We start from the raw sequence: 24,543 nt of genomic DNA on the forward strand, positions 1-24,543 counted from the left end.
GCATTGCTGCGACCGGCTTTGCTGCCGACTGGTTTTGCTGCGGCCAGGCACAACGCTTTTACTGCCTCATACTCTTCTAAGAAAGGAAGAATCCGCATGAAAAAACATTTGCAGGTCATCGGCATGGTTTGCCCCTTCCCGCTGGTCGAAGCGGAAAGCGCCATTAGGGAGCTGGCGCCGGGACAGGAGCTGATCATCGATTTTGACTGCACGCAAGCGACAGAAAGCTTGCCCCGATGGGCCGTCAAAAACGGACATCAGGTCGTCTCCTTCGAACAAACCGATGATGCCCAGTGGCAAATCACGATACGCAAAGGCGCGGCAGGCTGAAGCTGCCGCGTCTTTTTGCTCTCGTATCCACCCTCAAAAGGCGCCTATCTTGCCTACGCCCGTTTCCGTTTTGGCTTCAGCCGCATGCCGCAATCACAAATAATGCTGTGCTTCAAATACCTGATTTCCGATTGGCAGACCGGACATAGCACCTTTTGAAGGTTCATCGTCTTTCACCTCTTCGTTATTTCCCGCTTTGCCAAACGGCTGAAGCAGACAGTCCCGACCGTCTTATTTCACTTCTTCCGGTACAGACAGGCCAAGTCCCTCGGCAACACGTGTTCCGTATTCGGGGTCCGCTTTGTAAAAGTGTCCGATTTGGCGAAGCTTGATTTCTTCTTTTGCCACCGGTTTCATCGCATTCACAATATTTTGAACCAGACGCGCGCGCTCATCCTCGCTCATCAGCCGGTACAAATCTCCGGCCTGCGTGTAGTGGTCATCCCGATCATAGGCGACGCTGTCGGCCAAGCCTGACACCGGATAAGCCGTTTGCTTGTGCTCGGGCGCCTCCGTCGGACCGCCGAAGCTGTTGGGCTCATAATACACCGAGCCGCCGCCGTTCTGATCAAAACGCATCTGTCCGTCGCGTTGATAGTTGTTCACCTCGTTGCGCGGCCGGTTGATCGGCAGCATCTGGTGATTCGTCCCTACGCGGTAACGGTGTGCGTCATGGTAGGCAAACAGGCGTCCTTGCAGCATTTTGTCAGGAGACACTTCAATGCCGGGAACAAGCGTGCCGGGTGAAAATGTCGCTTGCTCAACCTCGGCAAAGTAGTTTTCCGGGTTGCGATTCAACACCATGCGCCCCACTTCGATCAGCGGATAGTCTTTTTGCGACCATACCTTCGTCACATCAAATGGGTCAAAGCGGTACGTATTGGCATCCTCCAGCGGCATGATCTGCACGTATAGCCTCCACGCAGGATAGTCGCCTTTTTCAATCGCATTGAACAGATCCTCTGTATGATAGTCAGGGTTTTCACCGGCAATTTGAGCCGCTGTTTCGGGCGTTAGATTCTTGATCCCTTGTTCCGTTTTGAAGTGGTATTTGACCCAGACGGCCTCTCCCTTTGCATTGACCCATTTAAAGGTATGGCTGCCAAAGCCGTGCATATGTCTGTAAGTAGCAGGGATGCCGCGGTCAGACATCAAGATCGTCACCTGATGCAAGGATTCTGGGGAAAGAGACCAGAAGTCCCATACCGCTGTCGGATTTTTCAAATGCGTTTTCGGATCCCTTTTTTGTGTATGGATGAAATCCGGGAACTTGATCGCGTCCCGAATAAAGAAAACAGGCGTGTTGTTCCCTACCAAATCATAGTTGCCTTCTTCTGTGTAAAATTTGACGGCAAAACCCCGAGGGTCGCGGACTGTATCGGCCGAGCCCAGCTCGCCTGCAACCGTCGAGAAGCGAACAAAGAGAGGTGTACGTTTGCCTACTTCTGACAAGAAAGCAGCTTTGGTGTACGCTGTCAGGTCATTTGTGACTTCAAAATAGCCATGCGCACCGGCGCCTTTGGCATGCACGACCCGTTCTGGCACGCGCTCCCGGTTGAAATGCGCCAATTTCTCAAGCAGATGCACATCCTGAATCAATGTGGGACCGCGGGAACCGGCTGTCATCGAATTTTGGTTGTCCCCGACCGGAGTACCCCAGCTAGTCGTCAGGTTGTTGTTCTTGTTTGCACTCATCACCTATTCACCTCACCAGTTTGTTCTTACAAAACAAATGATAACACTTCTCAAAATAAAATCAATACTTTTTTATAATAAATTTAAATAAGTAATTGTTACAATGATTGCTGTAAAAAAGCAAAAAAAAGCCCCCGCCAAAGCGAGAGTCCTGCAAAAGTCCACCTAATATCTGTAAACCGTAACCCTAGTGCCCTTAGGTACTGGGGTTTTAAGTATCGAGAATGTAGCTGTAGTGGGGAGAAGCATGTTTCCGATCTGCGCTCCGGTCTACGTCCTGCAAGGATGTGAAACTGTCCGCTCCACAGCGATCCCGGGGGAAGCGCAAAACGGCGCGCAGCTCCGGGGTTTACTCATAGATTGCGCTTCTGTTTCCCCGGGCTCGCTGTTCCGCTTGGCTGGACTCCGCCAGTCGCTCCGCCTGGAAACATGCTTCTCCTCCGAAACAGTAGGTTTTCAACAGGCTGAAACCCAATGCCCCTTCGACACTGGGTTTGTTGTACAATGAAAAGAAAACGAAAGAGTTGGAACCATTGCTACAGCCCTCTAAACAAATCACGGCATCCTTCCATGCCGAATTATATAAACTAATTCCCGCGGATCACCCTTTACGTAAAATCAATGAAATCGTAGATTTCACATTCATTCATGAGTTGGTTCGTTCCTCTTATTGTGAGCATTACGGAAGACCTGCTAACGAACCCGAACTCCTGTTTCGTCTATTGTTTTTACAAGTTCTCTACAATCTTTCGGATGAACGCATCATTCAGGAAACGCAGGTAAACCTCGCTTATAAGTGGTTTTTAGGTTTAAATCCAGAAGATCCCCTTCCTGACCCCTCTCAATTATCCCGCTTTCGTAATCATCGGTTAGGGGCCGGAGCCGTGGATGAGGTGCTTAAATCAGTTGTACGTCAGTGCATCGAAAAAGGACTTGTGAAGTCAAAGACGATCATCATGGATTCCACCCATACACTGGCAGCTTCACAAAAACAAAAGCCGCTTGAAGTACTGCGGGATGCGGCGAAGCGCTTATTCCGTGTTGTGGTGAAAAAGCATCCAAAACTCGAAAAGAAACTCCCACGGTTACCGGAGTTGAAGAAAGATCAAGAGGATGCTGAGAAGATCATGCTTCACTACTTGGCGGAACTTGGAGAGACTGTCGAGACTTTGTTACCCGATCATGAGGGTTCCATCTCGGAGAAGGTCAAGATCGCCAAGGCCATCGTGGAAGACGAACGTCTCCTCGCCAATAAAGGTATTATGTCGGCCATTGATCCAGATGCACGCTTTGGATGGAAGAGTAATACGAAATCCTTTTTTGGCTACAAAGAGCATATTGCCATGACCGAAGAAGAAATCATTACGGCTGTGGAGGTCACCGGAGGAAGTACGGATGACGGAAAACAATTCAAACAACTTTTGAACCAATCGCTTGACGTAGGAATAGAAGTACAAGAAGTGATTGCTGACACCGCATATTCGGGTAAAGATAACTTGGACGAGATGAAAGCCAAGAAGATTCAACCCGTCGTCCCACTAAACCCAATCGTACATAACGGAGGGCTAAGGCAAGAAGGTTTTGAGTACAACAAGGATGCAGACTTTGTTATTTGTCCGGCAGGACAACATAGTATCCGAAAGGCTGTCCAAGGAAGCAAGAGTGGCAAAAGTCGTTCTCTCGTTTTCTACTTCGATACGGAGAAATGTAAGACATGCCCACTTAGGGAAGGCTGTTTCAAACCAGGAGCGAAGAGCAAGACCTACTCCATCCGGATCGTGGCGGAAACCTACAAGGCGCAAATCGAGTTTGAAAACAGCGATACGTTCAAAGAACGTATTCGTCGCAGATCGATTATTGAGCACAAAAATGCTGAATTAAAAAGGTATCATGGGATGACCAAGGCCAAGTACCGTGGTCTCTTTCGTATGCGAATACAGGCAATACTTACGACTTTCGTCGTAAATGTAAAACGGATGATAAAATTGGCAGAAAAAATGCAGCCCGCCTCTTAAAGGAGAATGGGCTGCATTTTTCGTTAAAGTCCTTTTTTGTAAAAAATAGTGTGGGTTACCCGATCCGCAAACCTCAAAAGAGGTATTTTGCAGGCCTCTCCCAAAGCGGGGGGATGAAAAAGGTTGTTAACAGCGTATTTTTTATTATGCCCGGATCTTGCGATTTTATTCTCCAAACTGTGCTGAATCACAGTGCCAAACCCATCAGGTTTCGCATCAGAAACATTCGGGAATAGTTCGAGAAGAAGGAATGACAACCCCGTGCATGAAAAATTTGGGTTTCATCCTACTTTCAACTCTGGTAAAATTTGAGAATATATTTTTCTATTTTTCTAAAAGGGGCACACATCATGGTTACGCTAGAGAACAAATGGAGCCAACTCCTCGCGTTTTATGACCTGACAAAAGACGATCTGAATCTTTTGCATTCACATCGCGACTTTTTTCAGACTTACTCGGAAGAGATCGTAGACTGTTTCTATCAGGAGTTGGAGAGACACTCGATTCTCGACCAACTCATTCGTACCAACAGTACTGTAGACAGACTAAAGAAAACACAACTGCGGTACCTGGAATCTCTCTCTTCTACCGTCATTGATGCTGACTATATACACACTCGGCAAAAAATAGGCGCTATCCATGCCAAGATCGGGTTGTCCGCTTCCTGGTTTCTGGGCGGATACTCTCTCTATTTGCGCCTGTTTGCTGAAAGAATCCAAGCTTTGCCTGATGGGCATGCCTTTTATCGCGCGCTTAGCAAACGAGTTTTCTTTGATTCTGCCATCATTCTCGAGCAGTACATCGGGGATACCATGGAAGAAAATTTGGCATATCGCCAGCGAATGGAGCAAATGGCAACAGAGCTTACGACCACGACACAGGAAGCCGTTCGGATCTCTTCCGTATTTGCCGAGTCGGCTTCAAAGCTTGCCGAATGCAATGAAGAGATTGCCCTTTCCATGGATGTTCTGAAAACGCACAACGAAGAAATCGAAAAGCTCAGCGACTTCGTTTCGGAAGTCTCTTCGCAGACCAACTTGCTTGGACTCAATGCCGCCATAGAAGCTGCCAGAGCTGGCGAGCACGGCCGCGGCTTTACCGTCGTTGCGGATGAGGTGCGAAAATTGGCGGATAAATCGAATGCCTCCTCCAAACATATCCATCAATCTCTGCTGAAGATTACCAACCAATTGCAAAAAATTGACCAACAGATAGCCTTTTCCACTGTTTCTGCTGAACAGGTGGCTGCTACCTCCGACCAGCTCTTTTTGATCATCCACACGCTGGATGAGATTTCGAACCGATTACATAACAAGCACCAATAAACGGCATGCGGCCATGGACTCATTGATTTCCTATGGCCGCTTGCTTTTTTGCAAAAAGCTCCGCTTCAGTCCCCAAATCACTTGTTTTGGGAGGAAGCCGCTCCTTTTGAGGACACTGCCACGACACACAGACCGCCTCCTTTTGAAACCTTTTTTTGGGTAATTTCGTATTTTTATGTATCAAATGACAGGGAGTGAATGGGTTTGAAATATAAAATCGGCGGGACGATTCTCACTTGTCCGTGCTGTCAAAACGACACGTTTGACAAGGACTATAGACAGTTAAACTCGCGGGGAGCTACCTTTTTCGGGCTGGATTGGGCAAACAAAGAGGCAGCCATCCTGATTTGCAAGCGGTGCACGTATATATCCTGGTTTATGGGTGATCCGTCAAAGGCATAATCAGTCGCGGGGCGAGCAGCCTGTAATGCTTCAAACAAACTCCCTGTGCTGTCCAGGCAGCGAGGGAGTTTGTTCTCTACCGATTTGCCAATTGCAAAATCCAGTCTTTCATATCGATGAGGCGCAGCGTTTTTGGCCGGGTGTCTGTTCCGGCTACAATCATCGGGACAAGCGAATCTTTTTCATGAAGCGAACCGTGAGCTCCTCCGCCGAGATGAGTGGGGGAGCTTTCCGTGACCAGTTCGTATCCGGGTTTGATCGTGACGACAACATACCTTCCTTCGTGAGAATGCACCGCACCGTACAGTCTCGCCAAAACATCCGGATACTTCCCGTATTTGATCCGCTTATTGGCAATCGCAATATCCGCCAGCTTCGGTTCTCCCGATATCGTCCATGTTTGCCCGTACTCATCCGTGTATCTTCCGCCGGGACGATAAGAAAACTGATCGCTGGTATTGCCTGCAGTAACCCGCACGTTTTTGCCGTCTTTCATGGCAATGATATCGAGCTTGTCCTCGGCCTGCAGCCGCTTCACGATGTCGGCTAACCGGACCTTCTTATCAATCGCATAGATGTAAGCCATGCGCTCGTTGGTGGAAATCACAACCTGATCCTCGGGCCTTACCGGTTGGCCGATTTTCGCGATCCGATACGGAGCCAATAGCGGTCTTAGGTCGACCGTCGCTTTGTCCCGGTCGTCGTACACGGCGCTCTGTGCACTGTCCCCCATAACGATCCAAACGGCGTTCTTCACCGCCCGATCCCACGAGCCGTAAGCGTTAAGCGCGACCTGCAGCGCCTGATCCGCTTTTGCTATCCCATCCAGGTTGGCGACGCCCCCTCTGTGGACGGTCATGTCATTCTCCGGGAAGTATGCGATTGTAAAAGGCGGAAGCTGTTTTTTCGTGATCAAATAGGCCACGTCATGACCGGAAAAATCATTGTTCATCCCGTACTTTTTCCACAGACGGTCGTGGCGGTTGTTCGGGTCCAGTTGTGCAAACGCCGCATAGGAAAGCCATTCAGGTCCCGTTACGTTCAATGCGTCTGGCATATGAGTGGCGGCTGAGATCCAGCCGGGGACTTTCAAGCTGTGTTCCGTTTTTCCCCGAAATACAATCGCATTGATCGACGCCGATTTTTTTCCCTTTTCCGCCAGCTCCTCATGAATCGTTTTCGTTTCCTTGTTCAATTGAACCTGGTTTAACTGCTGCACGGAGTCTATCAATACTTGCGGCTGATCGATTTTCATGGCCTCCTTTGGGCCGTTTCCATAGAAAATCATCCGCTTTTCTTTGCCGCTGTACCAGACAAGGCCCGGAACATGATGCCGATCTGCGTATGTCCCGGTCAATAAAGTGCTGTCGATGGTGACGGACATCGTCGGAAACGAGCTGACGACCTTCGGAAAGTAGTGCCCGTTCGCTAGCAAATGCTTCAAAGCGGGGGCGCGGCCTTGCCGAATCGCTTCCCGCAATGGCTTGTCCATCAACGAATCAATGACAATCAGTATGACGGGTTTTGCCGTTTGATTGGCAGACGCCGGGGATTTGACGCTTTGCTGGTTTAGCTGCTGGCCGGGGTCTGTCCGGCAACCGATGGTCAACAGGCACAGGCTGACGGCGAGCAATAAAGAAACCCTATCCTTGATCTTCATGAGCCCACCCTTTTTAACCATAAAATTTCCCAACGCAATATTTCTATGCAGCGATGCTGCCCATACAGTCAATTTAGACTCGGTTGGACAAACCCGTTCCTCCTACAACATTTCCCGGCATTTGACGCATACTGAAGCTATTAGGAGGGTGCAGAGCATGGAAGACAACGAAACGAAGAAAACGATGCGGTTCTGGATTTTTTCGGGCATTGCCGCGATAGCCGCTTCTCAATTGCCGCTGCTGTTCAGAAAGAAACAACCAAAGGAACAAGAAAAGAACCAGGGTCAGGAACAAGTACAAGCAAAGCAGCAGGGAAATAGCACAAAATGGGCGGTGCTGCTCCTGCTAGGTGCTGCCGTGGCTGGGGTGATTCTCTGGCTGTTCGCTGTCAAGCTGTAGTGGCAGTACCCGCCTGCCCAATAAAAAATCCCTGAGCGCAACCGCCAGGGAGAAGAGGCAAACGGATGGCAGCTATTTCCGATAACGAAAACGGAATGTGCACACAGGTCATCGCCTGCGAGAAAGCTCAACGGATCATCTACGCTGGCTGCTTGGACGACTCCTGCGCCTCATGTTTACCGCCAAATTTAAAAACGATGATACTGCCGACGAGGACCAGCACGCCGACCACCTGTTTGAAAGTAAACGGGACTTGCTCCAAACCGAACCAGCCTAGAGAGACCCACAATAACGCAAATCCGAGCTGCGCTGACAAAACGACCGAGCTGGCGTACGTTGGGCCGAGCAGCCTGATCCCCTGCACCAGACAAATGACTACTCCAACTCCGATCAAACCGCTAAACCAGTACCAGGGCTGCATCTTTTCCAAGACAGACAGCTCTGCGCCTTCAAATAGCAGACCGATCACAAGCGAAGCCAAAAATCCCATGCCTAATACGAGCGCCGTGGTTGCCCAGGATCCCGCTCGTTCATTTACCTTGCTGTTGAAAATATTTTGCAGACTGACCAGCGAACCTGCGAGAACTGCAAGTATCCGTCCCGATATCATACGCTTTCCTCTCCCGTGATTGCACCCTGGATGATGATTGATCGCCGCCCTGCTCTTCTGAAGCCTATTGCCATGTGTCTATTCGTAAATATTATCGCCTGCCAGCGCTCTTACCCCTTCCTTGTCCGCAACCAGGATGTACTCTTTGCTGCGTTCGATCAGACCCTCCGTGCAAAACTGCCGGATGACCCTGTTCAGATGTCGGTAGCTGGTTCCGATTGAGTTCGCGGCATCCCTCAGACTGGCCGTGCTCAATTGCCCTTGAAACCGGGAATCGGCTGCATCAAAGCAGACAGACAACAGATAACTGGCCAATCTCACTTCCACGGGGTGCATCCGATTCCCCTGTTCACCCTTTACACACATTTGGGCTCCTGCACATACCCTGAAGTGTGCAAAGGGAGGGAATGACATGAAAAACAAAGTCGATGTACAAAGTGACATTATGTTTGAACATAGATTTTGGCTGCAAATACTCGGCGATCATGCCCGGTTTATTCATCAGTCACTGGCGCCAAAAGAGACCCGTGAGATTGAGCAAGCAAGCCACTTTATCAAGTCCTTTGACAAGCTGCTTGAATACGCACGCCAAAATCTTTCTGGCGAGGACATTCATTTGCTGAATCAACAGGCGAGCCTCTTCACGGAGAAATTGCGTGAATTTAAGCTTCATCTATTGGAGCGGCATCTTGTCGGAAAGATTGCGATCAGCCTGCCTCCCACTTTTTTAAACCACATGGTAAACGAATTGGAGGAATACGAACGAATCCTGAACGATGTCCTTTCCGGAAGCGGAGCTCCCACTTTTCATGCCGTTCATTATCATCTGCTGTGGCTGTCTGACGCTGCCGGGCATGCTGCTACGATCAGTTCGCTTCTGGACATGGTGGAACATGACTATAAGCAAAAAAGCCATCATTTTACGAAGCAGTTTGAACATTTTTATCTAAAAGCCGTTGAATTGGCCGGATATCTCCGTACCCATTTGCAAAGCTTTCCTGCGCTAAGCCGTTTCCATCACCAGGCAGAAATGGAGATTCAGCTTTTCCAATCCTTCTTGCATGAATTGACGGAAATGCGCTTGCGGGATGAAGTATTGGGCGTGCTGTCTCCGCTGATGGCCGACCACATGTCGCGGGAGGAGTGTTATTACTTGATGAAGCTGTCTGAGGTATCGGATGTGAAAATGCCGGACTGTTATCCTACGAGGCCGAGGATTGAACAGTAGAAGTCCCGCTATGGTTCAAAAAAAAGAGGCGGTTTCTCCGCCTCCTTTCTACGTCTATTTAATCCCACGCAAAACGCTGCTCCTTCCAGGGATCGCCATACATATGATACCCGTTTTTCTCCCAGAAGCCCTGCTTGTCACGCTCCAAAAACTCGATGCCGCGCACCCACTTTGCACTCTTCCAGAAATACAGGTGAGGAATGACAAAACGGAGCGGCCAGCCGTGGTCCGGCGTCAGTTCCTCGCCGTTATGCTTGTTGGCAAATAGATTGCCCGGCGTCAAAAAGTCGCTGAGCGGCATGTTGGCTGTCCAGCCGTGCTCCGCGTGAAGCATGACGTATTTGGCCTCCGGCTTGACCTTGACGAGCTTGACGATCTCTTCTACGGGGATGCCTTCCCAGACGTTGTCCAGCTTGCTCCAGCCTGTAACGCAGTGAATGTCGTTCGTGGTCGTTCCTTTTGGAAGAGCCATCATCTGCTCGTACGACAATGTCACTTCCTCTTCCACGAGCCCGAAGATGCGGAAGCTCCACTGCGCAGCAAGATCGGTGTACTCCGGCACTTCGCCGTAATGCAATACAGGGAAGCCGGTCGTCACCTTTTGATTCGGTGGGACACGGTCATTTTTTGCCTCTGCTGTCTTGTTGTAAAACATCTGACTTCACTCCTTCGCCGAAACCATTCCACGGTTGTTTTTGTGCAGCCATTACTTCTTGCCAATGCGTAAAAGAGCGTGGTCCACCTTTATGCACAGATCCATAATGACGTCGATGCCTTCCTTGGACACCTGCTCTGCCGCCTGCTCGTTGGAGATGCCCTGCTGCAGCCAAAATGCCTTCGGCTTATGCTTCATCTTCAGCGTTTCTTCGGCCACGGGAGGAGTATCCTCACTGCGGCGGAAGACGTTTACAATGTCGACAGGCTCGTCGATGTCGGTAAGCGAGGCGACGACTTTTTCACCCAGTACCGTTTTTCCCGCGATCACCGGATTGACCGGGATGATCTTGTAGCCAGCGCTCTGCATGGCTGCCGCTACCATGTGACTGGTCCGATCCGGCTTGTCGGAAAGACCTACGACTGCGATTGTGTTTGCCTCCTGCAGGAGCTGGCGGCGTTTTTCATCGCTTGGATTTTGGAACATGGATAACTTCCTCCTTCATTCCGCTATGATTGGCTGTTTGATCGTGTATCTGTACTTATGCCTGGCTGCGGTTCATTACAAACTGGGCGATGGTTCGCACCATGACGCCTGTACCGCCTGCCGGGTTCATATCATTCGCGCTGGCAGAATACGCTGTGCCCGCGATGTCCAGATGCGCCCACGGCGTCTCTTCGGCAAACTCCTGCAAAAAGACTCCGCCGATAATGCCGTGACCGTAACGTCCGCCCGAGTTTTTCAGATCGGCAAAACGGCTTTTGTTCAGCTCGCGGTATTCGTCAAAGGTCGGAAGCTGCCAGAGCCGTTCACCCGCTTGGCCGGCAGCATCCAGTACCTCTCCCACCAAAGCGTCGTTGTTCGTCATGACACCGGAGCAGTAGTGGCCCAGTGCGACGACGATGCCCCCGGTCAAGGTAGCCGCGTCGAGCAGGCAGGAAACGCCTTTCTGTTTGGCATATGTAATGCAGTCCGCCAGAACGAGTCGGCCTTCCGCATCGGTGGTGATGATTTCAACGGTTCTCCCGCTCATCGTAGTGATGACGTCCCCAGGCTTGTAGGCCGTTGATGATGGCATGTTTTCGACACAGCCGATCACGGTCAGGATGTTTGCTTTCGGCTTTAGCTGCCCGATCGCTTCCAGAGCCCCGATCATGGCCGCTGCCCCGCCCATATCCGATTTCATGTCCTCCATGCCGGCTACCGGCTTGATGGAAATACCGCCCGTATCAAAGGTAACGCCTTTTCCGATCAGACCGATGACGTCTTCCCAGTTTTCCTTGCCCTGGTATTTGACGGCGACGACGAACGGCTCCTCCGCGCTTCCCTTTGCAACGGACAGAACGCCGCCCATCCCCAATTCCTCCAGTTTATCTTTTGCCAGCACTTCATACTCCATACCGTAGCGCTCGGCGACAGCCACGACAGCGTCCTTCAACGCGGTCGGCGTCAAGTAATTGCCGGGCTCGTTGACAAGCGTGCGGGCCAAATTGGTTCCCTGCGCCAGCGCCTCGCCGCGCATCACGCCGACCATAGCGGTCGCGGCTTCCTCATCGCTGCCGACCAGAAGCTGAACGGTGCTGAGCGGTTCCGCTTCGCGCTTCGGCTTTTGACGGTAGCCCTCGTAATGGTACGAAGCGAGCCCAAACGCTTCTGTCATCGCCTGAGCCAGACGGTCCAGCTCCAGACTTCCCTTCGTCCGCACATCGATCGCAACGAGCTTTTCCTTCCCCTTCGTCGTGGAAACCTTGGCTGCACGTCCCCATGCAGCCCGTGCCGAAACGAAGTCAAACGACTCGGGATTGCCCATGCCGGCGATGATTAATTTTTTTGCCGCCAGTTTTCCCATCGTGTGAACAATAGCCACTGTCTTCGCTTCGCCGCTGAACTCCTTATCCGCTTGCATCGCGGCAAGACCGCCGTCAAAGCGTTGGTCCAACTCCGGATACGCCGCCGCAATCTCCTCTCCTTTCCAGAGAGGAATGATCAGCTCGTCGCAGGCGACGTTCCACCCATCCATACGTTTTTCTACAGTGACGTTCATATACTCTTCCTTCTTTCTCTGTGATAGGATACAATTATGGGCACATTTGTTTTCCGATTTTCAGCGCGTGCCCAGCGTCAGGTGCAAGTCAGGAAACGGCATCGCCTTTGCCTCTGTGTACGGGATGGCATTCTCCTCGGGAAGTGCTGCTATGCATTCATTCAGAAAAGCAAGCACGGCAGATACGTCCAGATCCCAGTGCCTGGGCGCATAGGGCGTCAGGTACTTGCGGCTGTTTTCGAACATCCAGCGCGCTCCCTTGATGTTGCCGCCGGAGAAATGGTACAGCCCGACTGCCATCTGCAGGAGTCCCTGAAGGAACTTGTTGGATTTATCCTCCATCCAGATTTCTTCCAGCAGATCGTGACACTCGTAGTATTCTTTTTTATTGAACAAATCAATAAACTGGAGATACTGCTCGGGGTAACTCATAAGCGTTGCCTCCGTTTCAAACCTTCCATCTTTATGGTAACACAGATTGGCTTGTCTCGAAATCCCAACGAAAACTTCACGGATGAGCATAACGCCGTTCTGTTACAATAATCTCTAGAAGTGCACAGCAGAAAGGAATGGATTTTCACTATGGCAGCGATATTTGACAACTTTCCCTTATGGGCGGCTTTGATTGCCATAGGAATTGCCCAGTTTGTCAAGATTCCCCTTACTTACTTTGCCACCAAGACGTGGCAGTGGTCGCTTTTGTTCAGCACAGGCGGTATGCCCAGTTCTCATTCCTCAGCTGTTACCGCACTGTCCACAGCAGTCGGCATTCGCGAAGGCTTCACCAGCAGCATGTTTGCCATTTCTGCCATTATCGGCATCATCGTCATGTTTGATGCGGCTGGCGTTCGCCGCCATGCAGGAATGCAGGCTGTCGTTCTGAATAAGCTGGTGGATGAATTCAATCACCTTCTGGAAGGCATGAAAACCTTCAAGGTCCGTCCGAATCAGGAAAAGGCCCAGAAGCTGAAGGAACTGCTCGGTCACCAGCCGATCGAGGTGCTTATCGGCGGATGGCTGGGAATCGTGATCGCCATTATCGTCGATCGTCTCTTCTATGCATAAGCAGGCGACAGAAAGACCAGGAGACGAAAAATCTGTCCTGGTCTGATCTTTACACAACCGGAGGGGGAAGGGTTATGCGGATCGTTTCCATCTGTCCGAGCAATACGGAGATTCTCTATTATCTGGGGTTGAAAGAGGAAGTGGTGGGGCTGGATGATCACTCTGACTGGCCAGGCGAGTGGCAGCATTTGCCTCGCGTCGGACCTGACCTGACCATCGACATGGAAAAGGTGGAAGCCCTCAAACCGGATTTGGTCGTAGCTTCGCTCAGTGTCCCTGGAATGGAAAAGAATGTGGAAGCATTGATTGCCCGCCGGATTCCCCATATCGTCCTCAACCCGCAGCGTTTCACCGACATCCCGCGGGATATCCGGCTCGTCGGGGAAGCGACCGGCAGACACCTGGAAGCAGAGCGGCTTGCCAATCACTTTGTCGAAAGATCTGAAACCATCAGGCAAACAGCGTTGGCTGCTGAAACTACGCCAAAGCTCTACTGGGAGTGGTGGCCCAATCCGATCTACACCCCGGGCCGGGACAACTGGCTGACGGATGTAAGCGAGATCGCGGGCGCCATGAATGTGTTTGCCGATTTTTCCGTCCCCAATGTAAAAGCGACCCGCGAGATGGTCCTGGAACGCAATCCCGACCATATTTGCGTAGTCTGGTGCGGCATTGAGCTTCGAAGGATTAAACCGGCTATGATCACTGATCGCCTTGAATGGCAAGAGATGGCGGCTATTCGGAAAAAGCAGGTGCACCTTTTGGAAGAAGGCCTCTACTGCAGGCCCTCTCCGCGTATCCTGGACGGATTGGAGCGTCTTGTCTCCCTGATCCACCCCGAGCTCGCCGAAAAGCTGCCCGCTTCTCGAAACTAAGCTTTGCATGGAACGCTGCAAGATTTTGATCAGAGCTCATGCGAAAAAAGGATTTGCCAGCTGAAATAGCTAAAGCAAATCCTTTTTTAAAAGTCACATTCGTTTGCTTTCGATCACACTAGTCAATAGGTTCGGCCATCGCCGCAATCCCTTTTTCATTCAACCCTTGCATCATCGCCTCTGTTACTTTCCCGTCGCCCCGGCGGACCAGGTATACGTCTACGGACTTCTTCCCCCACTGCTTGAATACATCCTGCTTGGTTTCAAAATACAGGTCGATTTTGTTGCCGCGTATAGCCCCTCCTTTGTCAGCGACAACTCCGTAACCATAGCCGGGGATGTACAACACTGTCCCCAGTGGAAACACGCGCAGATCAGCAGCAATGGTGGAGTATTCGCCACGACGGACCTTCACGCCTGAATATGTAATCCCGTAGGATGGATGACTCGGATGTTTCCCCGTTGATTCATATCCGGCGTAGTATCCGGTAGCGACAACGCGGATTTTCGGATATTGCTCCAGCATCGCATCTGCTTTGTCGATGACCTGGCTAAATGAACTGGTGGAGACAGCCCGTTTTTTCACGACCTGCTGCCCTTCCCTGGTTTCCCTGATTCCATAAGCGGTCTGGACAGATCGATCACCGATCGCGTTGTAGCCCAATCCATCGCTCGCAAAGCCTGTCAGGACGGTTACAGCCAAAACGATGACACTAACCAATCGCTTCACATTCATTCTGTAAAAAACCTCCTCTCGCTACTAATCTTGTCCCGGAGAGGAGGAAACTATACACAAATTCAACCAGAAGCTGAAATATTCGGGATAGTTTGGGCGGTTTGCGTTTCTTTTTTGAGGCTTTTCATCGGTGGAAAAACGGTTGGTTCAGACTGTTGTGGAGGAGATGAAAAAGGAGAAAACCGCGGCAGGTTCGGTGGGACACTTCTTGGATGCGGATACTGTCCGGCTTGCGAGCAAAAGCGGAACTGCGTCCAAAAGCAGCCCATTCCTCGAAGTCTCTCAGGTTGGACGCAAATGCCGTTCCACTTTTGCTCGCAAGCCTGGGCAGGTGTCCCAAAGACCTTTGCGGTTTTCTCCTTTTTCATCTCTACAGCTGTTGGGTTTTTCGTTGCTTTTCTTAGAAAGTTAAAAAAGTGGGGAATCGTCTCGTCTAAGAAGTAAGGAAAAACTGCCCCTCATCACTGAATTGATGAACTACTACTATTGGATCTCCCTGACCTCTCCGGTTGTTGCATCAATTCCTAACTTATAACTCTTCTCTTCATTGTAAATGTAATGATAGATTTGAATGATCCACTCTGTTTCGTTTGTGCTCACATTCTGGATAATGATCGTTCCCGGTCTATTTGTAAGGTTCTTTATATAAATGATAGCAGCTTGTATGGCTGTTTTTTGGAGCATGGGGGAATCAGGATGCTTCACATCATCTGCAATTATCAATTTACTCAGGTCTGCAGACGCTGGATACGATTCTAAAGAATGTGAAGTTGACCACGTTTCGACCTTAGACCCTACTTCAGCATCGGTAAACAAAGCTGGATTACTATTATTGTCAAGGATTATCGCATCCTTGTTCAACGAGTACCATTCAGCTTCATAATCCTCACCCTGTTTTGTTTCATCACTTTCAACTACAAGAAGTCTGTTTTTTTGGTAATCTGCCTCTACGACGAATCCTGTAAGACCTTTACGTTCGACTGTAGATTTATCATTTGAGCATCCTGTTGCCAGGAGTGTGAAGGTAGTTAACGTTACAATCGATATAACCCTTTTCATAACTCCTCCTTATTCGCGTCCTCTTAAATGGGTTATTCGTTTTGTTTCATGTACATAAATAATATCAAAAATTACCTGTCTGTCCTGTCTTTCCCGCTTCCTGATCATTCGTAAATCAACCGCTACAGAGAAGCATATTTCCAGTCAAAGCGACTAGCGAAGTCCATCCCAGCGGAACAACGATTCGCGGGAATCAGGAGCGTAACCTGATTCCGCTACGAAGCGGCTGCCACTTTTACGCTCCCCCGCGAATCGTTGTGTAGCGGACAGTCTGCGCTTCCTCGCAGGACGAAGACCGGAGCGCAGGACTGGAAATATGCTTCTCTCCCCCGCAGCCGCTTTCCAAGCGCTTTTAAAAAAAGAAAAAACGAACCCGAGTAAGGTCCGCTTTCTAAGTCAGTTAAAACATCCGATATCCTTTTTTCCGAAGTGTCTGGATCGTCCAGCCGCTGGCCACCGCTCCAATCAGGCCGACGCCGAGAATGATGGAGTCCCAAAGGCCGGGAACGATGTTTTTGTAGATCAATGCGCCCACGACCACTCCGAAGACGAGGATGACGGGCATCCAGGTGGTACGCAATATCATGTTTATAATAAAGCCGATCCCGAATCCAAGCACAGCAAACAAGACAACAGACACCACAAATTGCAGCAAGCTCATGAGCTTTTAGACCTCCTGCTCTCTTCCGACAGAAATGGGACCGCGGCAGCCGACGGCCCGTTATCGCTTCTAGTCTATCGAAATCAAAGCATAAGGTCAATTGGGAAACTGGGGCTTGCCTCGCTTTTGGCGGCGCACAAAAAAAGCCGACTTTCATCGGCTTCTCAAAGACTTCCCTCATCGATTGCCGGCAGCTGCGGACATCTCCTCCGAGTGGGCACCCGAGCCCTCGCATCCCGGACAGTTTTCTGTCCCACCCAGCAGCAATTGAAAATAGCCTTGTCCATTGCAGTATGGGCATTGTTCCTGTTCTTTTCTCATGATGATCGCTCCTTTCCCATGGCGCCGGGTTCGCATAACCGACATTTTTTAAAATTCTGATTTTTTGGATGTGTCTAACTATATCAGAAAAAGACAGCATTCTTCAACTGAAAAAAGCGAGGAAAAACAGAAAAAAACCGCTATGTAAGCGGCAACAATGGCTGTTATCTAGCGTATACTCACGATTGCGAGAAGATTTTATAGCGTGTGTATTGAAAAACGGGGTCGATCGGGTATTCGTCTCCGCCCAAGCTCTGTTCTCGCTTCTGGTACGTGGGCAGGATGATTTTCAAATAGGTCGAGGAAAGCGGATCTTCCAGAAGCTGCCGGATCGGTACAAAGGCTGCCACCTCGATTTCCCCTTCCTGCGGACGCGGTTCACCGCTGACATAATCCATCCAGAAGACCACCATATTGTCGCTGATCGTATCGCGGATGACTCCGGAGCGGACGGCTGCCAACCGCCGTATTTCCGCGCGTATTCCAGTCTCCTCCCAAACTTCTCTCACGGCGGCTTCATCTACGGTCTCCCCCGGCTCCACAAATCCGGCCGGAAAGGACCACTGTCCTTTGAGACCCCCGTACGTTTTCTTCACGACCAGCGCCTCTTCGCCGCGAATCACAATTCCGCAGGCGCCCAGCCATACATTCGTCTTTCGCACACGGTCTCCCACCTTTCTTTCGTCAGTATAGCGAAACCGGTTGTACAGCGCCAGCTCGGAACATACGATTTGGCACCGAAACGCAAGCCCGGATGTCTTCAAAACAAGGAAGCTCCGTGTGAGGCATTTCAAGTAACAGCCGGCCCATTTGGCTCGTTCCTCCAATGAAAAACCCCCGGCTTCTGGTTCGCCGAGGGCATCTTCGAGTCATCTATTCGCTAGCTTGGTCAATCGTCGTCCTCATCCAGAAGTCCGTTGTCAATCATGTAGCGAAGGTTTTCCCGGTCGCGTTCGCGGCCCTTTTCCTTCAAACGATCAATCGCTGGCAGGATGAGTATGTCCACTTCCCGCTGAATATGATGGGCGAGATCGTGGCGCCCCTGGTCTTCCAGGTAGGCGCCTACGTCCATCAGCGCGTTGTAGCGCTCCATCTCTTCGCGGGTCATCAATCCTCTGACCTGGATACTGGCGTGGCGCATAGGTTTCTCCTTTTACAGGCGCACTTTTTTCAGAGCGAGACCAACGCCGCCGATTTTGTACAGGTAGCGCAGATCGCTCGCTTTTTTCATCAGTGCGGCCGAGGTGCCGAACAGTTTTTTCGTGCCGACCATACCGATTCCTTCGCCTTTTCCGAGCGAAGCAAGAGATCCTTGGAGAGCTGGCTTGAACGGCATCATCACTTCGCCGCGAATGAGAGCCGCCAGATTGTCACCGAGCGCTTCCCCTTCTTGTACGGCAATCTGAGCAGTCGGCGGATAAGGACGGCCTTCATCGTTGAAAATCAGGGCGCAGTCGCCGACGACGAATACGTTGTCGTACCCTGGAGCACGCAGGAACTCGTCTACTTTGACACGTCCGCGCATGACTTCAAATCCGGATTTTTCCACGATGCTGTTGCCGCGAACACCTGCGGCCCAGACAACTGTAGCAGCCTTGATTTCTTCTCCATTGGCGAGCACTACGCCCTCAGGCGTGCATTGCTTGATCGCCGTTCCGATCATGAACTCGACGCCTTTTTTCTGCAGAATATCGACCGCGTAGGAAACCAGTTCCGGATCGAATCCTGGCAGTGCGGTTGGAGCCGCTTCAATGTTGTAAATCTTTACCAAACTCGGGTCAACGTCGAATTCCTGGCACAGCTCAGGAATGCGGTCAGCCAGCTCGCCGCTGAACTCAATGCCCGTAAATCCGGCTCCGCCCACGACGAATGTCAGGTAATCCGTGCGATGCGGTTCATTTTTATATTTCGCAAACATGTACTCGATATGCTCGCGGATTTGACGAACAGCGTTGATGCTGCGGATGCTGAACGCATACTCTTTCAGACCCTCGATGCCGAAGGTTTCCGGATCGCTTCCGAGGCCGATCACGAGGTAGTCGTAGCTCAAAACGTTTCCGCTATCCAGTGTAACCGTACGCTCTTCCGGCTGGATCGATTGGACGGTATCTTTGACAAAATTGATTTTGTTCATGTCAATAATTTGATCGAGAGGCACGCGGGCATGATCCGCAGGTGCTGTTCCCGCAGCCGGCTCATGCAGCCAGGTCGTGATGTAGTGATAGTTGTGCTTGTTGACCAGCGTGATTTCTGCTTCATTGTAGTTGAGCTTTTTTTGCAGGTGCAGAGTGGTCAACAGGCCCCCGTACCCGGCGCCGAGGATGAGGATTTTGGGTGTACTCATGGATATCCCTTCCATTCATGAATGATAGTAATCCCTGAAGGTTTGTGCGAAATTTCACGTGATTGGCTACGCTTTAAGGTTCCCTTTTTGATCGCCAATGAATAAACGGAATTATTGCCATGTCTCATCCTATGCGGCAATCTGTGAAAAATGGCACAAACGCTGGGATAAAAAAAATGTGTCAATTTCTTTACATTCAAGATCATATTAAGGGGAATCGACAAGTTTTGCAAGCCATATTTGCCTACGCTGTTCTTTTCTTTGCTTTTTTTCATTTTCAAGTATGGGTATAATAGGAAAGGATGCTTTCAGAATATTTCGGAGGTGCTTAGGTTGAATCTTCTGCAAAAGGACGAGCAGGTATACGACATTACGATTATCGGTGGAGGCCCTGCTGGCCTGTTCACTGCATTTTACGGCGGAATGCGTCAGGTAAGCGTAAAAATTATTGAAAGTATGCCCCAACTGGGCGGACAGCTTTCCGCTCTTTACCCGGAGAAATACATATACGATGTGGCCGGGTTTCCGAAAGTGCTTGCGCAAGATTTGATTAACAATCTAAAAGAGCAATTGTCCCGATTCAATCCGACGATCTGCCTTGAGGAAAAGGTGGAAAATGTCGAAAAGAAAGCAGACAACATCTTCGAGCTTACGACAGACAAAGGCATACACTATTCGCGTGCCGTCATTATTACCGCCGGAGTCGGCGCATTTGAACCTCGAAAGTTAGAGCATCCAGACGCCGTCAAATACGAAAAAACCAATCTGCATTACTTCGTTACCGACTTAAACTCCTTCAAAGGGCAGCGCGTTGCCGTCATCGGAGGCGGGGATTCTGCTGTTGACTGGTCCTTGATGCTCGAGCCGATCGCCAAGGAAGTCACACTCATCCACCGCCGGGATAAATTCCGTGCACACGAGCACAGCGTCGAGCTGCTCATGTCCTCCAAAGTAAACGTAACAACACCATACGAAATCTCAGCCATCCACGGAGACGAGAAAATCGAACGCCTCACACTCGTAAACAGCACCACAAAAGAAGAAAAGGAACTGGAAGTAGACGCCGTCATCGTCAACTTCGGCTTCATCTCATCGCTTGGCCCGATCAAAAACTGGGGTCTCGAGCTGGAAAAGGGCGCGATCGTCGTAAATTCCAAGATGGAGAGCAACATTCCCGGCATTTACGCGGCAGGCGATGTCTCGACCTATCCGGGCAAAGTAAAGCTGATCGCCGTCGGATTCGGCGAAGCGCCGACAGCGGTGAACAACGCCGTGGGCTACATCAATCCGGATGCGAAGCTGCAGCCCGGCCACTCCTCCAGCATGGACAATTTCAAGGCGTAGACAAGATCAAAGCTCTGCCACCCTGTTGAAGGGCCGCAGAGCTTTTTTATGCTGCCGGTTCCCCGGCAAGCAGCAGACCTTTCGCATTTTTGTATAGACACCGCTTCCCCTGTGCAAAGTAGGGAGAGAACCAGACACGTAAAAGGAGTTATGCGCCTGATGGATCATCTCTGTCCCGTATGCAACGGTCTCCTCGATCTGCGCGAGGCATGTCCGCTATGCTCCCATCCTCTGGATGACAGCGGCCGGCTTTATGATTACTACGGGGACTACAGCCCGTACAGGGAGATCGAAGATTCAAAGCTGAGCAATGGCGTGCCCGATGCCCTGCAACATCGCTGCCTGCATCTCGGCTGGTGCCCCAACTGTTCGGAGGAACACATCCTGGCCGTAGAGGAATGGGACGAAAACACCCTGTTTCGCTATATGCAGGCTGCGAGCGACTAGGCATCGGAACTACCAGCCCGGCCGCTACCGCTTCATGAGGGGAATGGAAATGACAAAAAACACTTCACCGGCTCCGTTTTCCACTTGAATGCGCGCATGATGGAGCTGGACGATCTGCTTGACGATGGCAAGTCCCAGGCCAAACTCCCCCTTTTCCCCTTTGCTGAAACGGTTAAACAGGTGTTCCGTTTTTTCCTCGGGGATCGGCGGTCCGTCATTGCCGATGCGAAGCTCGGCATTTCCGTTCTTTTGTCCCAAAGCAAGCGTGATTTTTTTCTGCGCATACCTCATTTGGTTGTCCAGAAGGTTCTCCACTGCTACCTTCCACTGCTCCGGGTCCCCTGATATGGTCACGGCTTCCGCAGAGCAGCTCCAGTCGACATCGGTCCGCTTCCACTTGAGCCGGTCCCACACCTCTACGACCAGTTCATCAAGGCGAAATAGCTTGCGGGAGGACTGCTGCTCCAAATATTCCAGCTTCGTTATGTACAGCAGTCCCCGAATTCGCTCCTCCAGCCTTTCCGCCTCTTCGTCGATCACCCGTACGCTCCCCGGTATATCTCCTTTTGGGAAGATGCCGTCCAGGATGGACTGGGCATAGCTGCGGATGACCATAACCGGCGTTTTCAACTCGTGCGAAACCTGCTGCAAAAAGGATTGCTGCTTCTCGTTCTGCGATACGAGCCGTTCGCGCATCCGCTCGATGGAGCCCGCCAAACGGCCGATCTCGTCAGCACGCTCCAGCACGAACGGCTCGCTCCAATCCCGGTCGGCGATTCGCTTGACCCGCTGTTCCATCTCCACCAGCGGTCTGGTCAAGTAACGGGCCAGCCACAAGCACGGAAGCCAGCTTATGAGCAGCACCGCCGCCATGATGAGAATAAGCCGCCACAACAAGGTACTTACCAATCCGTTCAAATACGAGTTCCAAACATAAGAGACCAGATAGATTGTCTTTCCGGCCAGCGTCTCTCGCCGGATTACGTAGTAGATCGACTCGTCCTCCACAGGCCGAACGTATTGCTGGACATCGGCCAGTTGTTCTCCGATATCCTCGTTCAGCATCTTTACAAGCGATTCGGGCAGTGCCTTCCCGCCGATCACCTTTCCATTTTCGCGAAAAATGACATGTGTGACGGTCCGAACATTCTGGCGTTCCAGCTCCCGCTTCAAGAGCCCCTTGTCCTCCCAGCCGTCCACGGAGGAGGTCGCATATGCAAGGAATACGTCTTGGGAGGCTTCGATCTGCGCATAAATTTCTTTGGTAAAGAAGCTGCGCAGCGCCCACGGAAACAGCAGCGCGAGCAGCAAGGTCACCCCCAGCGTAATACTGGCAAAAATGAGCCAAATTTGAACAGCCAACGGATAGTTTTTCATCGCTCCACCAGCCTGTATCCATACCCGTAAATGCTCTCCACACGCAGCTTGGGCAGCTTTTTGCGCAGCCGGCGCATCAAATCGTCGACGACGCGGTCACTGCCATCATATTCTTCTCCCCAAATCCGCAGCAGAATCTGTTCCCGCGACAGCGCTTGTCCCGGATGAGCGGACAGCAGCAAGAGCAAATCAAACTCCTTGGTGGTCAGCTCAATCTTTTGCCCGTCGATTCGGGCCATTCGGGAGCCTTCGTCGATTTCGTAAGGCGGCAGCATCCGCACAGACCGGCCAAGAGCCGCTGCTGTCTGATTGGCCGCTGGCGGGCTCGTTGCCGCATAGATCCGCTGCAGCAGCTTTCCGGCCCGAATCACCAGCTCCCTCGGCAAAAAAGGCTTGGGCAAATAATCGTCGCTGCCCATTTCCAGACCGATGACACGGTCCAGCTCCGCATCGCGTGCAGAAATAAAGATTACGGGAGTATGTGGCTGGCGGGCTTTAATCTCGCGAATCAATTGGTATCCATCCACATGAGGAAGCATAATGTCCAAAATCCAGAGGTGCGGCGCCTCCATGATCGCAGCCCTTGCTGCATTCCCGTCGGAAAAGCAGCGCACCTGCCAGCCTTCCTTTTCCAGGTAGGAGGCCAGAACCTGGTTTAGATTCTCCTCATCCTCCACCAGATAAATCAAGTAGCTCATGTTCCTCTCCCCTTGCCTGACCATGTGAACGTATTGTGCTTGCTAGCAAGGCTTTTTTCAGCTATGTCGCAGCCTTCTGCAAGGGCAATCTTCTTCGTAAAAAGCAATTCCTGGTAAAAGCAAAAGGACGCGCACGGGACACGTCCTTTTTGCCATACGCTATTTTATTGTACGAAGCGAGTTCGGGCTCTGCTAGTTTTTCTTTTCTTCCAGTTTTTTTGCAAGCAGCTTGTTTCCCTCTTTTACCTCAGCCAAAAGCTTGGGCAGGACGATCTTGATCTTCGCGGCATCCCCTGATTCGATCGCCGCGTGAAACTCTGTATGAGTGTCCCTGTACTTCTCTTTTAACGCGTGCATCGCTTCTTTGTGCTCCTGATGCTGCCCTGCATCGTTTTGCTGCTTCGCTTTTTGCGCCCTGTAGGCCTCTTTTAGCCGCTTGCGTTCTGCCAGGGCAGCCTTCCACTCTTCGGCGCTCTCCGGGGTGTACTTTTCCGCGAGCAGCGTCAAGTACATCTGGCGATGAACCCCCATGTGGGAATGATGCAGACGCTTCATTTTATAATGCTCGCCATGTCCCCCGCCGTGTTCACCATGCTCCTGCTGCTGTTTGGTTTGGGGCGACAATCCATCCGAGCGGCTTTCCATCGCCAGAGCTGCACTCGGCACCGCCAGCCCGATCACAAGTGTTGCTGCCAAAAGCTTGCTTTTCCAACATTTCATCGAGGACCACTCCTTTTCATGCTGTCAGTAAAGTCTTGTCCTAGCGCTCCAAAATGCCTTCCAAAGGTCCTTGCGGCGGGTCTTCCACCTGGCCAGCAGCCGGATTTTTCAGCTCTTGCGGCATTTCGTCCTGATTCAGCCCCAGTGCCTTCACCAGACCCATCTGTTCGAGATCCTGCTTCGTCTTCGGCGTCCCCAGACGATACATCATGCGATAAATCTCCCGGAGGTTGTCGTCGTACTCGTCATTGTCCCTGTCAGGCATGTCGGTCCACAACGTGTGGCCATGCATCCACATCATAAAGTCGCCATGTGCGCAGTGTTCGAACAAATCGCGCATCATTCCTGCTTCCATCGGGGATGCCTCGATTTCAAAATCGTAGGTGGATTCCCCTTTCACATCCCGAATCTCGGCCACTGTCGTGCCGGACTGCAGCGTGATGTAGTACCGTTTTTTTTCCACGGACGCACATCCCTCCTTTTGCCTCCAGCTTTTCTCCTTTTTACCATGCTCGTTTCGGAGGAAAAACAT

Annotated in this window: 28 protein-coding genes and 1 pseudogene; 10 read left to right on the forward strand and 19 right to left on the reverse strand. The window is 51.1% G+C overall.

What is annotated here, in order from left to right; genetic code table 11:
• Positions 1–96 precede the first annotated feature (96 nt).
• Entirely contained in the window at positions 97–330 is a 234-nt protein-coding gene (locus NSQ24_RS20665; protein WP_024983458.1) for a sulfurtransferase TusA family protein, read from the forward strand.
• 231 nt (positions 331–561) lie between these two features.
• Here the strand turns inward: NSQ24_RS20665 and katA are convergent, their stop codons facing one another.
• On the reverse strand, positions 562–2,025 hold the full coding sequence (katA, locus tag NSQ24_RS20670; protein ID WP_122958472.1) for a catalase KatA: 1,464 nt from the start codon (positions 2,023–2,025) through the stop codon (positions 562–564).
• Between the two features lie 554 nt (positions 2,026–2,579).
• Here katA and NSQ24_RS20675 point away from each other — a divergent pair.
• The 3 genes from NSQ24_RS20675 (at position 2,580) to NSQ24_RS20685 (ending at position 5,767) form a co-directional block, all read left to right on the forward strand.
• On the forward strand, positions 2,580–4,040 hold the full coding sequence (locus NSQ24_RS20675; RefSeq protein ID WP_327927883.1) for an IS1182 family transposase: 1,461 nt from the start codon (positions 2,580–2,582) through the stop codon (positions 4,038–4,040).
• Between the two features lie 350 nt (positions 4,041–4,390).
• Positions 4,391–5,365 (forward strand): globin-coupled sensor protein, encoded by a 975-nt coding sequence (locus NSQ24_RS20680; RefSeq protein WP_279041813.1) that lies wholly within the window; start codon positions 4,391–4,393, stop codon positions 5,363–5,365.
• Positions 5,366–5,569: 204 nt separating this feature from the next.
• Positions 5,570–5,767: a hypothetical protein gene (locus NSQ24_RS20685; protein WP_081607785.1), complete on the forward strand. Its 198-nt coding sequence runs from the start codon at positions 5,570–5,572 to the stop codon at positions 5,765–5,767.
• A gap of 76 nt (positions 5,768–5,843) precedes the next feature.
• On the opposite strand, the gene NSQ24_RS20690 is transcribed toward NSQ24_RS20685, so the two are convergent.
• Positions 5,844–7,427, reverse strand: coding sequence for an alkaline phosphatase family protein (locus NSQ24_RS20690; RefSeq protein ID WP_339166497.1), 1,584 nt, complete (start codon positions 7,425–7,427; stop codon positions 5,844–5,846).
• Positions 7,428–7,584: 157 nt separating this feature from the next.
• Here NSQ24_RS20690 and NSQ24_RS20695 point away from each other — a divergent pair, with 157 nt between their 5' ends.
• On the forward strand, positions 7,585–7,827 hold the full coding sequence (locus NSQ24_RS20695) for a hypothetical protein (RefSeq protein WP_024983122.1): 243 nt from the start codon (positions 7,585–7,587) through the stop codon (positions 7,825–7,827).
• A gap of 139 nt (positions 7,828–7,966) precedes the next feature.
• Here the strand turns inward: NSQ24_RS20695 and NSQ24_RS20700 are convergent, their stop codons facing one another.
• Together NSQ24_RS20700 and NSQ24_RS20705 are read right to left on the reverse strand one after the other, a co-directional pair.
• Positions 7,967–8,437 (reverse strand): DMT family transporter, encoded by a 471-nt coding sequence (locus NSQ24_RS20700; RefSeq protein ID WP_024983121.1) that lies wholly within the window; start codon positions 8,435–8,437, stop codon positions 7,967–7,969.
• Positions 8,438–8,515: 78 nt separating this feature from the next.
• Positions 8,516–8,779: pseudogene (locus NSQ24_RS20705) on the reverse strand (helix-turn-helix domain-containing protein); the annotation flags it as partial.
• Positions 8,780–8,849: 70 nt separating this feature from the next.
• On the opposite strand from NSQ24_RS20705, the gene NSQ24_RS20710 reads away from it, so the two are divergent.
• On the forward strand, positions 8,850–9,665 hold the full coding sequence (locus NSQ24_RS20710) for a DUF2935 domain-containing protein (RefSeq protein WP_227277496.1): 816 nt from the start codon (positions 8,850–8,852) through the stop codon (positions 9,663–9,665).
• A 58-nt stretch (positions 9,666–9,723) separates the two neighbouring features.
• Here NSQ24_RS20710 and NSQ24_RS20715 read toward each other — a convergent pair whose 3' ends face one another.
• Genes NSQ24_RS20715 through NSQ24_RS20730 form a run of 4 tightly spaced genes read right to left on the reverse strand, consistent with a single transcriptional unit; the run spans position 9,724 to position 12,796 of the window.
• Complete coding sequence (locus NSQ24_RS20715) at positions 9,724–10,320, reverse strand: sulfite oxidase-like oxidoreductase (protein WP_003389653.1); 597 nt, start codon at positions 10,318–10,320, stop codon at positions 9,724–9,726.
• Positions 10,321–10,371: 51 nt separating this feature from the next.
• Complete coding sequence (locus tag NSQ24_RS20720; RefSeq protein ID WP_031931942.1) at positions 10,372–10,806, reverse strand: CoA-binding protein; 435 nt, start codon at positions 10,804–10,806, stop codon at positions 10,372–10,374.
• A 55-nt stretch (positions 10,807–10,861) separates the two neighbouring features.
• Positions 10,862–12,364 (reverse strand): leucyl aminopeptidase, encoded by a 1,503-nt coding sequence (locus NSQ24_RS20725; RefSeq protein ID WP_031931943.1) that lies wholly within the window; start codon positions 12,362–12,364, stop codon positions 10,862–10,864.
• 60 nt (positions 12,365–12,424) lie between these two features.
• Entirely contained in the window at positions 12,425–12,796 is a 372-nt protein-coding gene (locus NSQ24_RS20730) for a DUF309 domain-containing protein (RefSeq protein ID WP_003389658.1), read from the reverse strand.
• 150 nt (positions 12,797–12,946) lie between these two features.
• On the opposite strand from NSQ24_RS20730, the gene NSQ24_RS20735 reads away from it, so the two are divergent.
• Entirely contained in the window at positions 12,947–13,429 is a 483-nt protein-coding gene (locus NSQ24_RS20735; RefSeq protein ID WP_003389659.1) for a divergent PAP2 family protein, read from the forward strand.
• Between the two features lie 74 nt (positions 13,430–13,503).
• Entirely contained in the window at positions 13,504–14,304 is an 801-nt protein-coding gene (locus NSQ24_RS20740; RefSeq protein ID WP_003389660.1) for a cobalamin-binding protein, read from the forward strand.
• Between the two features lie 118 nt (positions 14,305–14,422).
• Here the strand turns inward: NSQ24_RS20740 and NSQ24_RS20745 are convergent, their stop codons facing one another.
• From NSQ24_RS20745 to NSQ24_RS20775, 7 genes are all read right to left on the reverse strand, one after another.
• On the reverse strand, positions 14,423–15,040 hold the full coding sequence (locus NSQ24_RS20745; RefSeq protein WP_003389661.1) for a 3D domain-containing protein: 618 nt from the start codon (positions 15,038–15,040) through the stop codon (positions 14,423–14,425).
• A gap of 483 nt (positions 15,041–15,523) precedes the next feature.
• On the reverse strand, positions 15,524–16,099 hold the full coding sequence (locus NSQ24_RS20750) for a DUF3221 domain-containing protein (protein ID WP_339166500.1): 576 nt from the start codon (positions 16,097–16,099) through the stop codon (positions 15,524–15,526).
• 400 nt (positions 16,100–16,499) lie between these two features.
• Entirely contained in the window at positions 16,500–16,760 is a 261-nt protein-coding gene (locus NSQ24_RS20755; protein WP_003389662.1) for a YuiB family protein, read from the reverse strand.
• Between the two features lie 177 nt (positions 16,761–16,937).
• Entirely contained in the window at positions 16,938–17,081 is a 144-nt protein-coding gene (locus tag NSQ24_RS20760; protein WP_003389663.1) for a YuiA family protein, read from the reverse strand.
• Between the two features lie 179 nt (positions 17,082–17,260).
• A complete protein-coding gene (locus NSQ24_RS20765; RefSeq protein ID WP_039070672.1) occupies positions 17,261–17,743 on the reverse strand; it encodes an NUDIX domain-containing protein in 483 nt (160 codons plus the stop codon).
• A gap of 227 nt (positions 17,744–17,970) precedes the next feature.
• Positions 17,971–18,222, reverse strand: a complete 252-nt coding sequence (locus tag NSQ24_RS20770; protein WP_003389666.1) for a hypothetical protein — start codon at positions 18,220–18,222, stop codon at positions 17,971–17,973.
• Between the two features lie 12 nt (positions 18,223–18,234).
• On the reverse strand, positions 18,235–19,425 hold the full coding sequence (locus tag NSQ24_RS20775) for an NAD(P)/FAD-dependent oxidoreductase (protein ID WP_003389667.1): 1,191 nt from the start codon (positions 19,423–19,425) through the stop codon (positions 18,235–18,237).
• A 333-nt stretch (positions 19,426–19,758) separates the two neighbouring features.
• On the opposite strand from NSQ24_RS20775, the gene NSQ24_RS20780 reads away from it, so the two are divergent.
• Positions 19,759–20,769 carry an NAD(P)/FAD-dependent oxidoreductase gene (locus tag NSQ24_RS20780; RefSeq protein ID WP_003389668.1) on the forward strand — a complete coding sequence of 337 codons (1,011 nt, stop codon included), beginning with the start codon at positions 19,759–19,761 and terminating at the stop codon, positions 20,767–20,769.
• Between the two features lie 159 nt (positions 20,770–20,928).
• Entirely contained in the window at positions 20,929–21,216 is a 288-nt protein-coding gene (locus tag NSQ24_RS20785) for a hypothetical protein (RefSeq protein ID WP_003389669.1), read from the forward strand.
• Positions 21,217–21,240: 24 nt separating this feature from the next.
• On the opposite strand, the gene NSQ24_RS20790 is transcribed toward NSQ24_RS20785, so the two are convergent.
• The 4 genes from NSQ24_RS20790 to NSQ24_RS20805 all read right to left on the reverse strand — a co-directional run bounded on the left by NSQ24_RS20790 (position 21,241) and on the right by NSQ24_RS20805 (position 24,474).
• Complete coding sequence (locus tag NSQ24_RS20790; RefSeq protein WP_031931944.1) at positions 21,241–22,593, reverse strand: HAMP domain-containing sensor histidine kinase; 1,353 nt, start codon at positions 22,591–22,593, stop codon at positions 21,241–21,243.
• Complete coding sequence (locus NSQ24_RS20795; protein ID WP_024983113.1) at positions 22,590–23,291, reverse strand: response regulator transcription factor; 702 nt, start codon at positions 23,289–23,291, stop codon at positions 22,590–22,592. The genes NSQ24_RS20790 and NSQ24_RS20795 overlap by 4 nt, the downstream gene beginning before the upstream one ends.
• A 192-nt stretch (positions 23,292–23,483) precedes the next feature.
• Positions 23,484–24,011, reverse strand: a complete 528-nt coding sequence (locus NSQ24_RS20800; protein WP_031931945.1) for a hypothetical protein — start codon at positions 24,009–24,011, stop codon at positions 23,484–23,486.
• 40 nt (positions 24,012–24,051) lie between these two features.
• Entirely contained in the window at positions 24,052–24,474 is a 423-nt protein-coding gene (locus tag NSQ24_RS20805) for a hypothetical protein (RefSeq protein ID WP_003389674.1), read from the reverse strand.
• Positions 24,475–24,543: the final 69 nt, after the last annotated feature.

Source organism: Brevibacillus sp. FSL L8-0520, assembly GCF_037963895.1.
GTDB classification, from domain to species: domain Bacteria; phylum Bacillota; class Bacilli; order Brevibacillales; family Brevibacillaceae; genus Brevibacillus; species Brevibacillus borstelensis.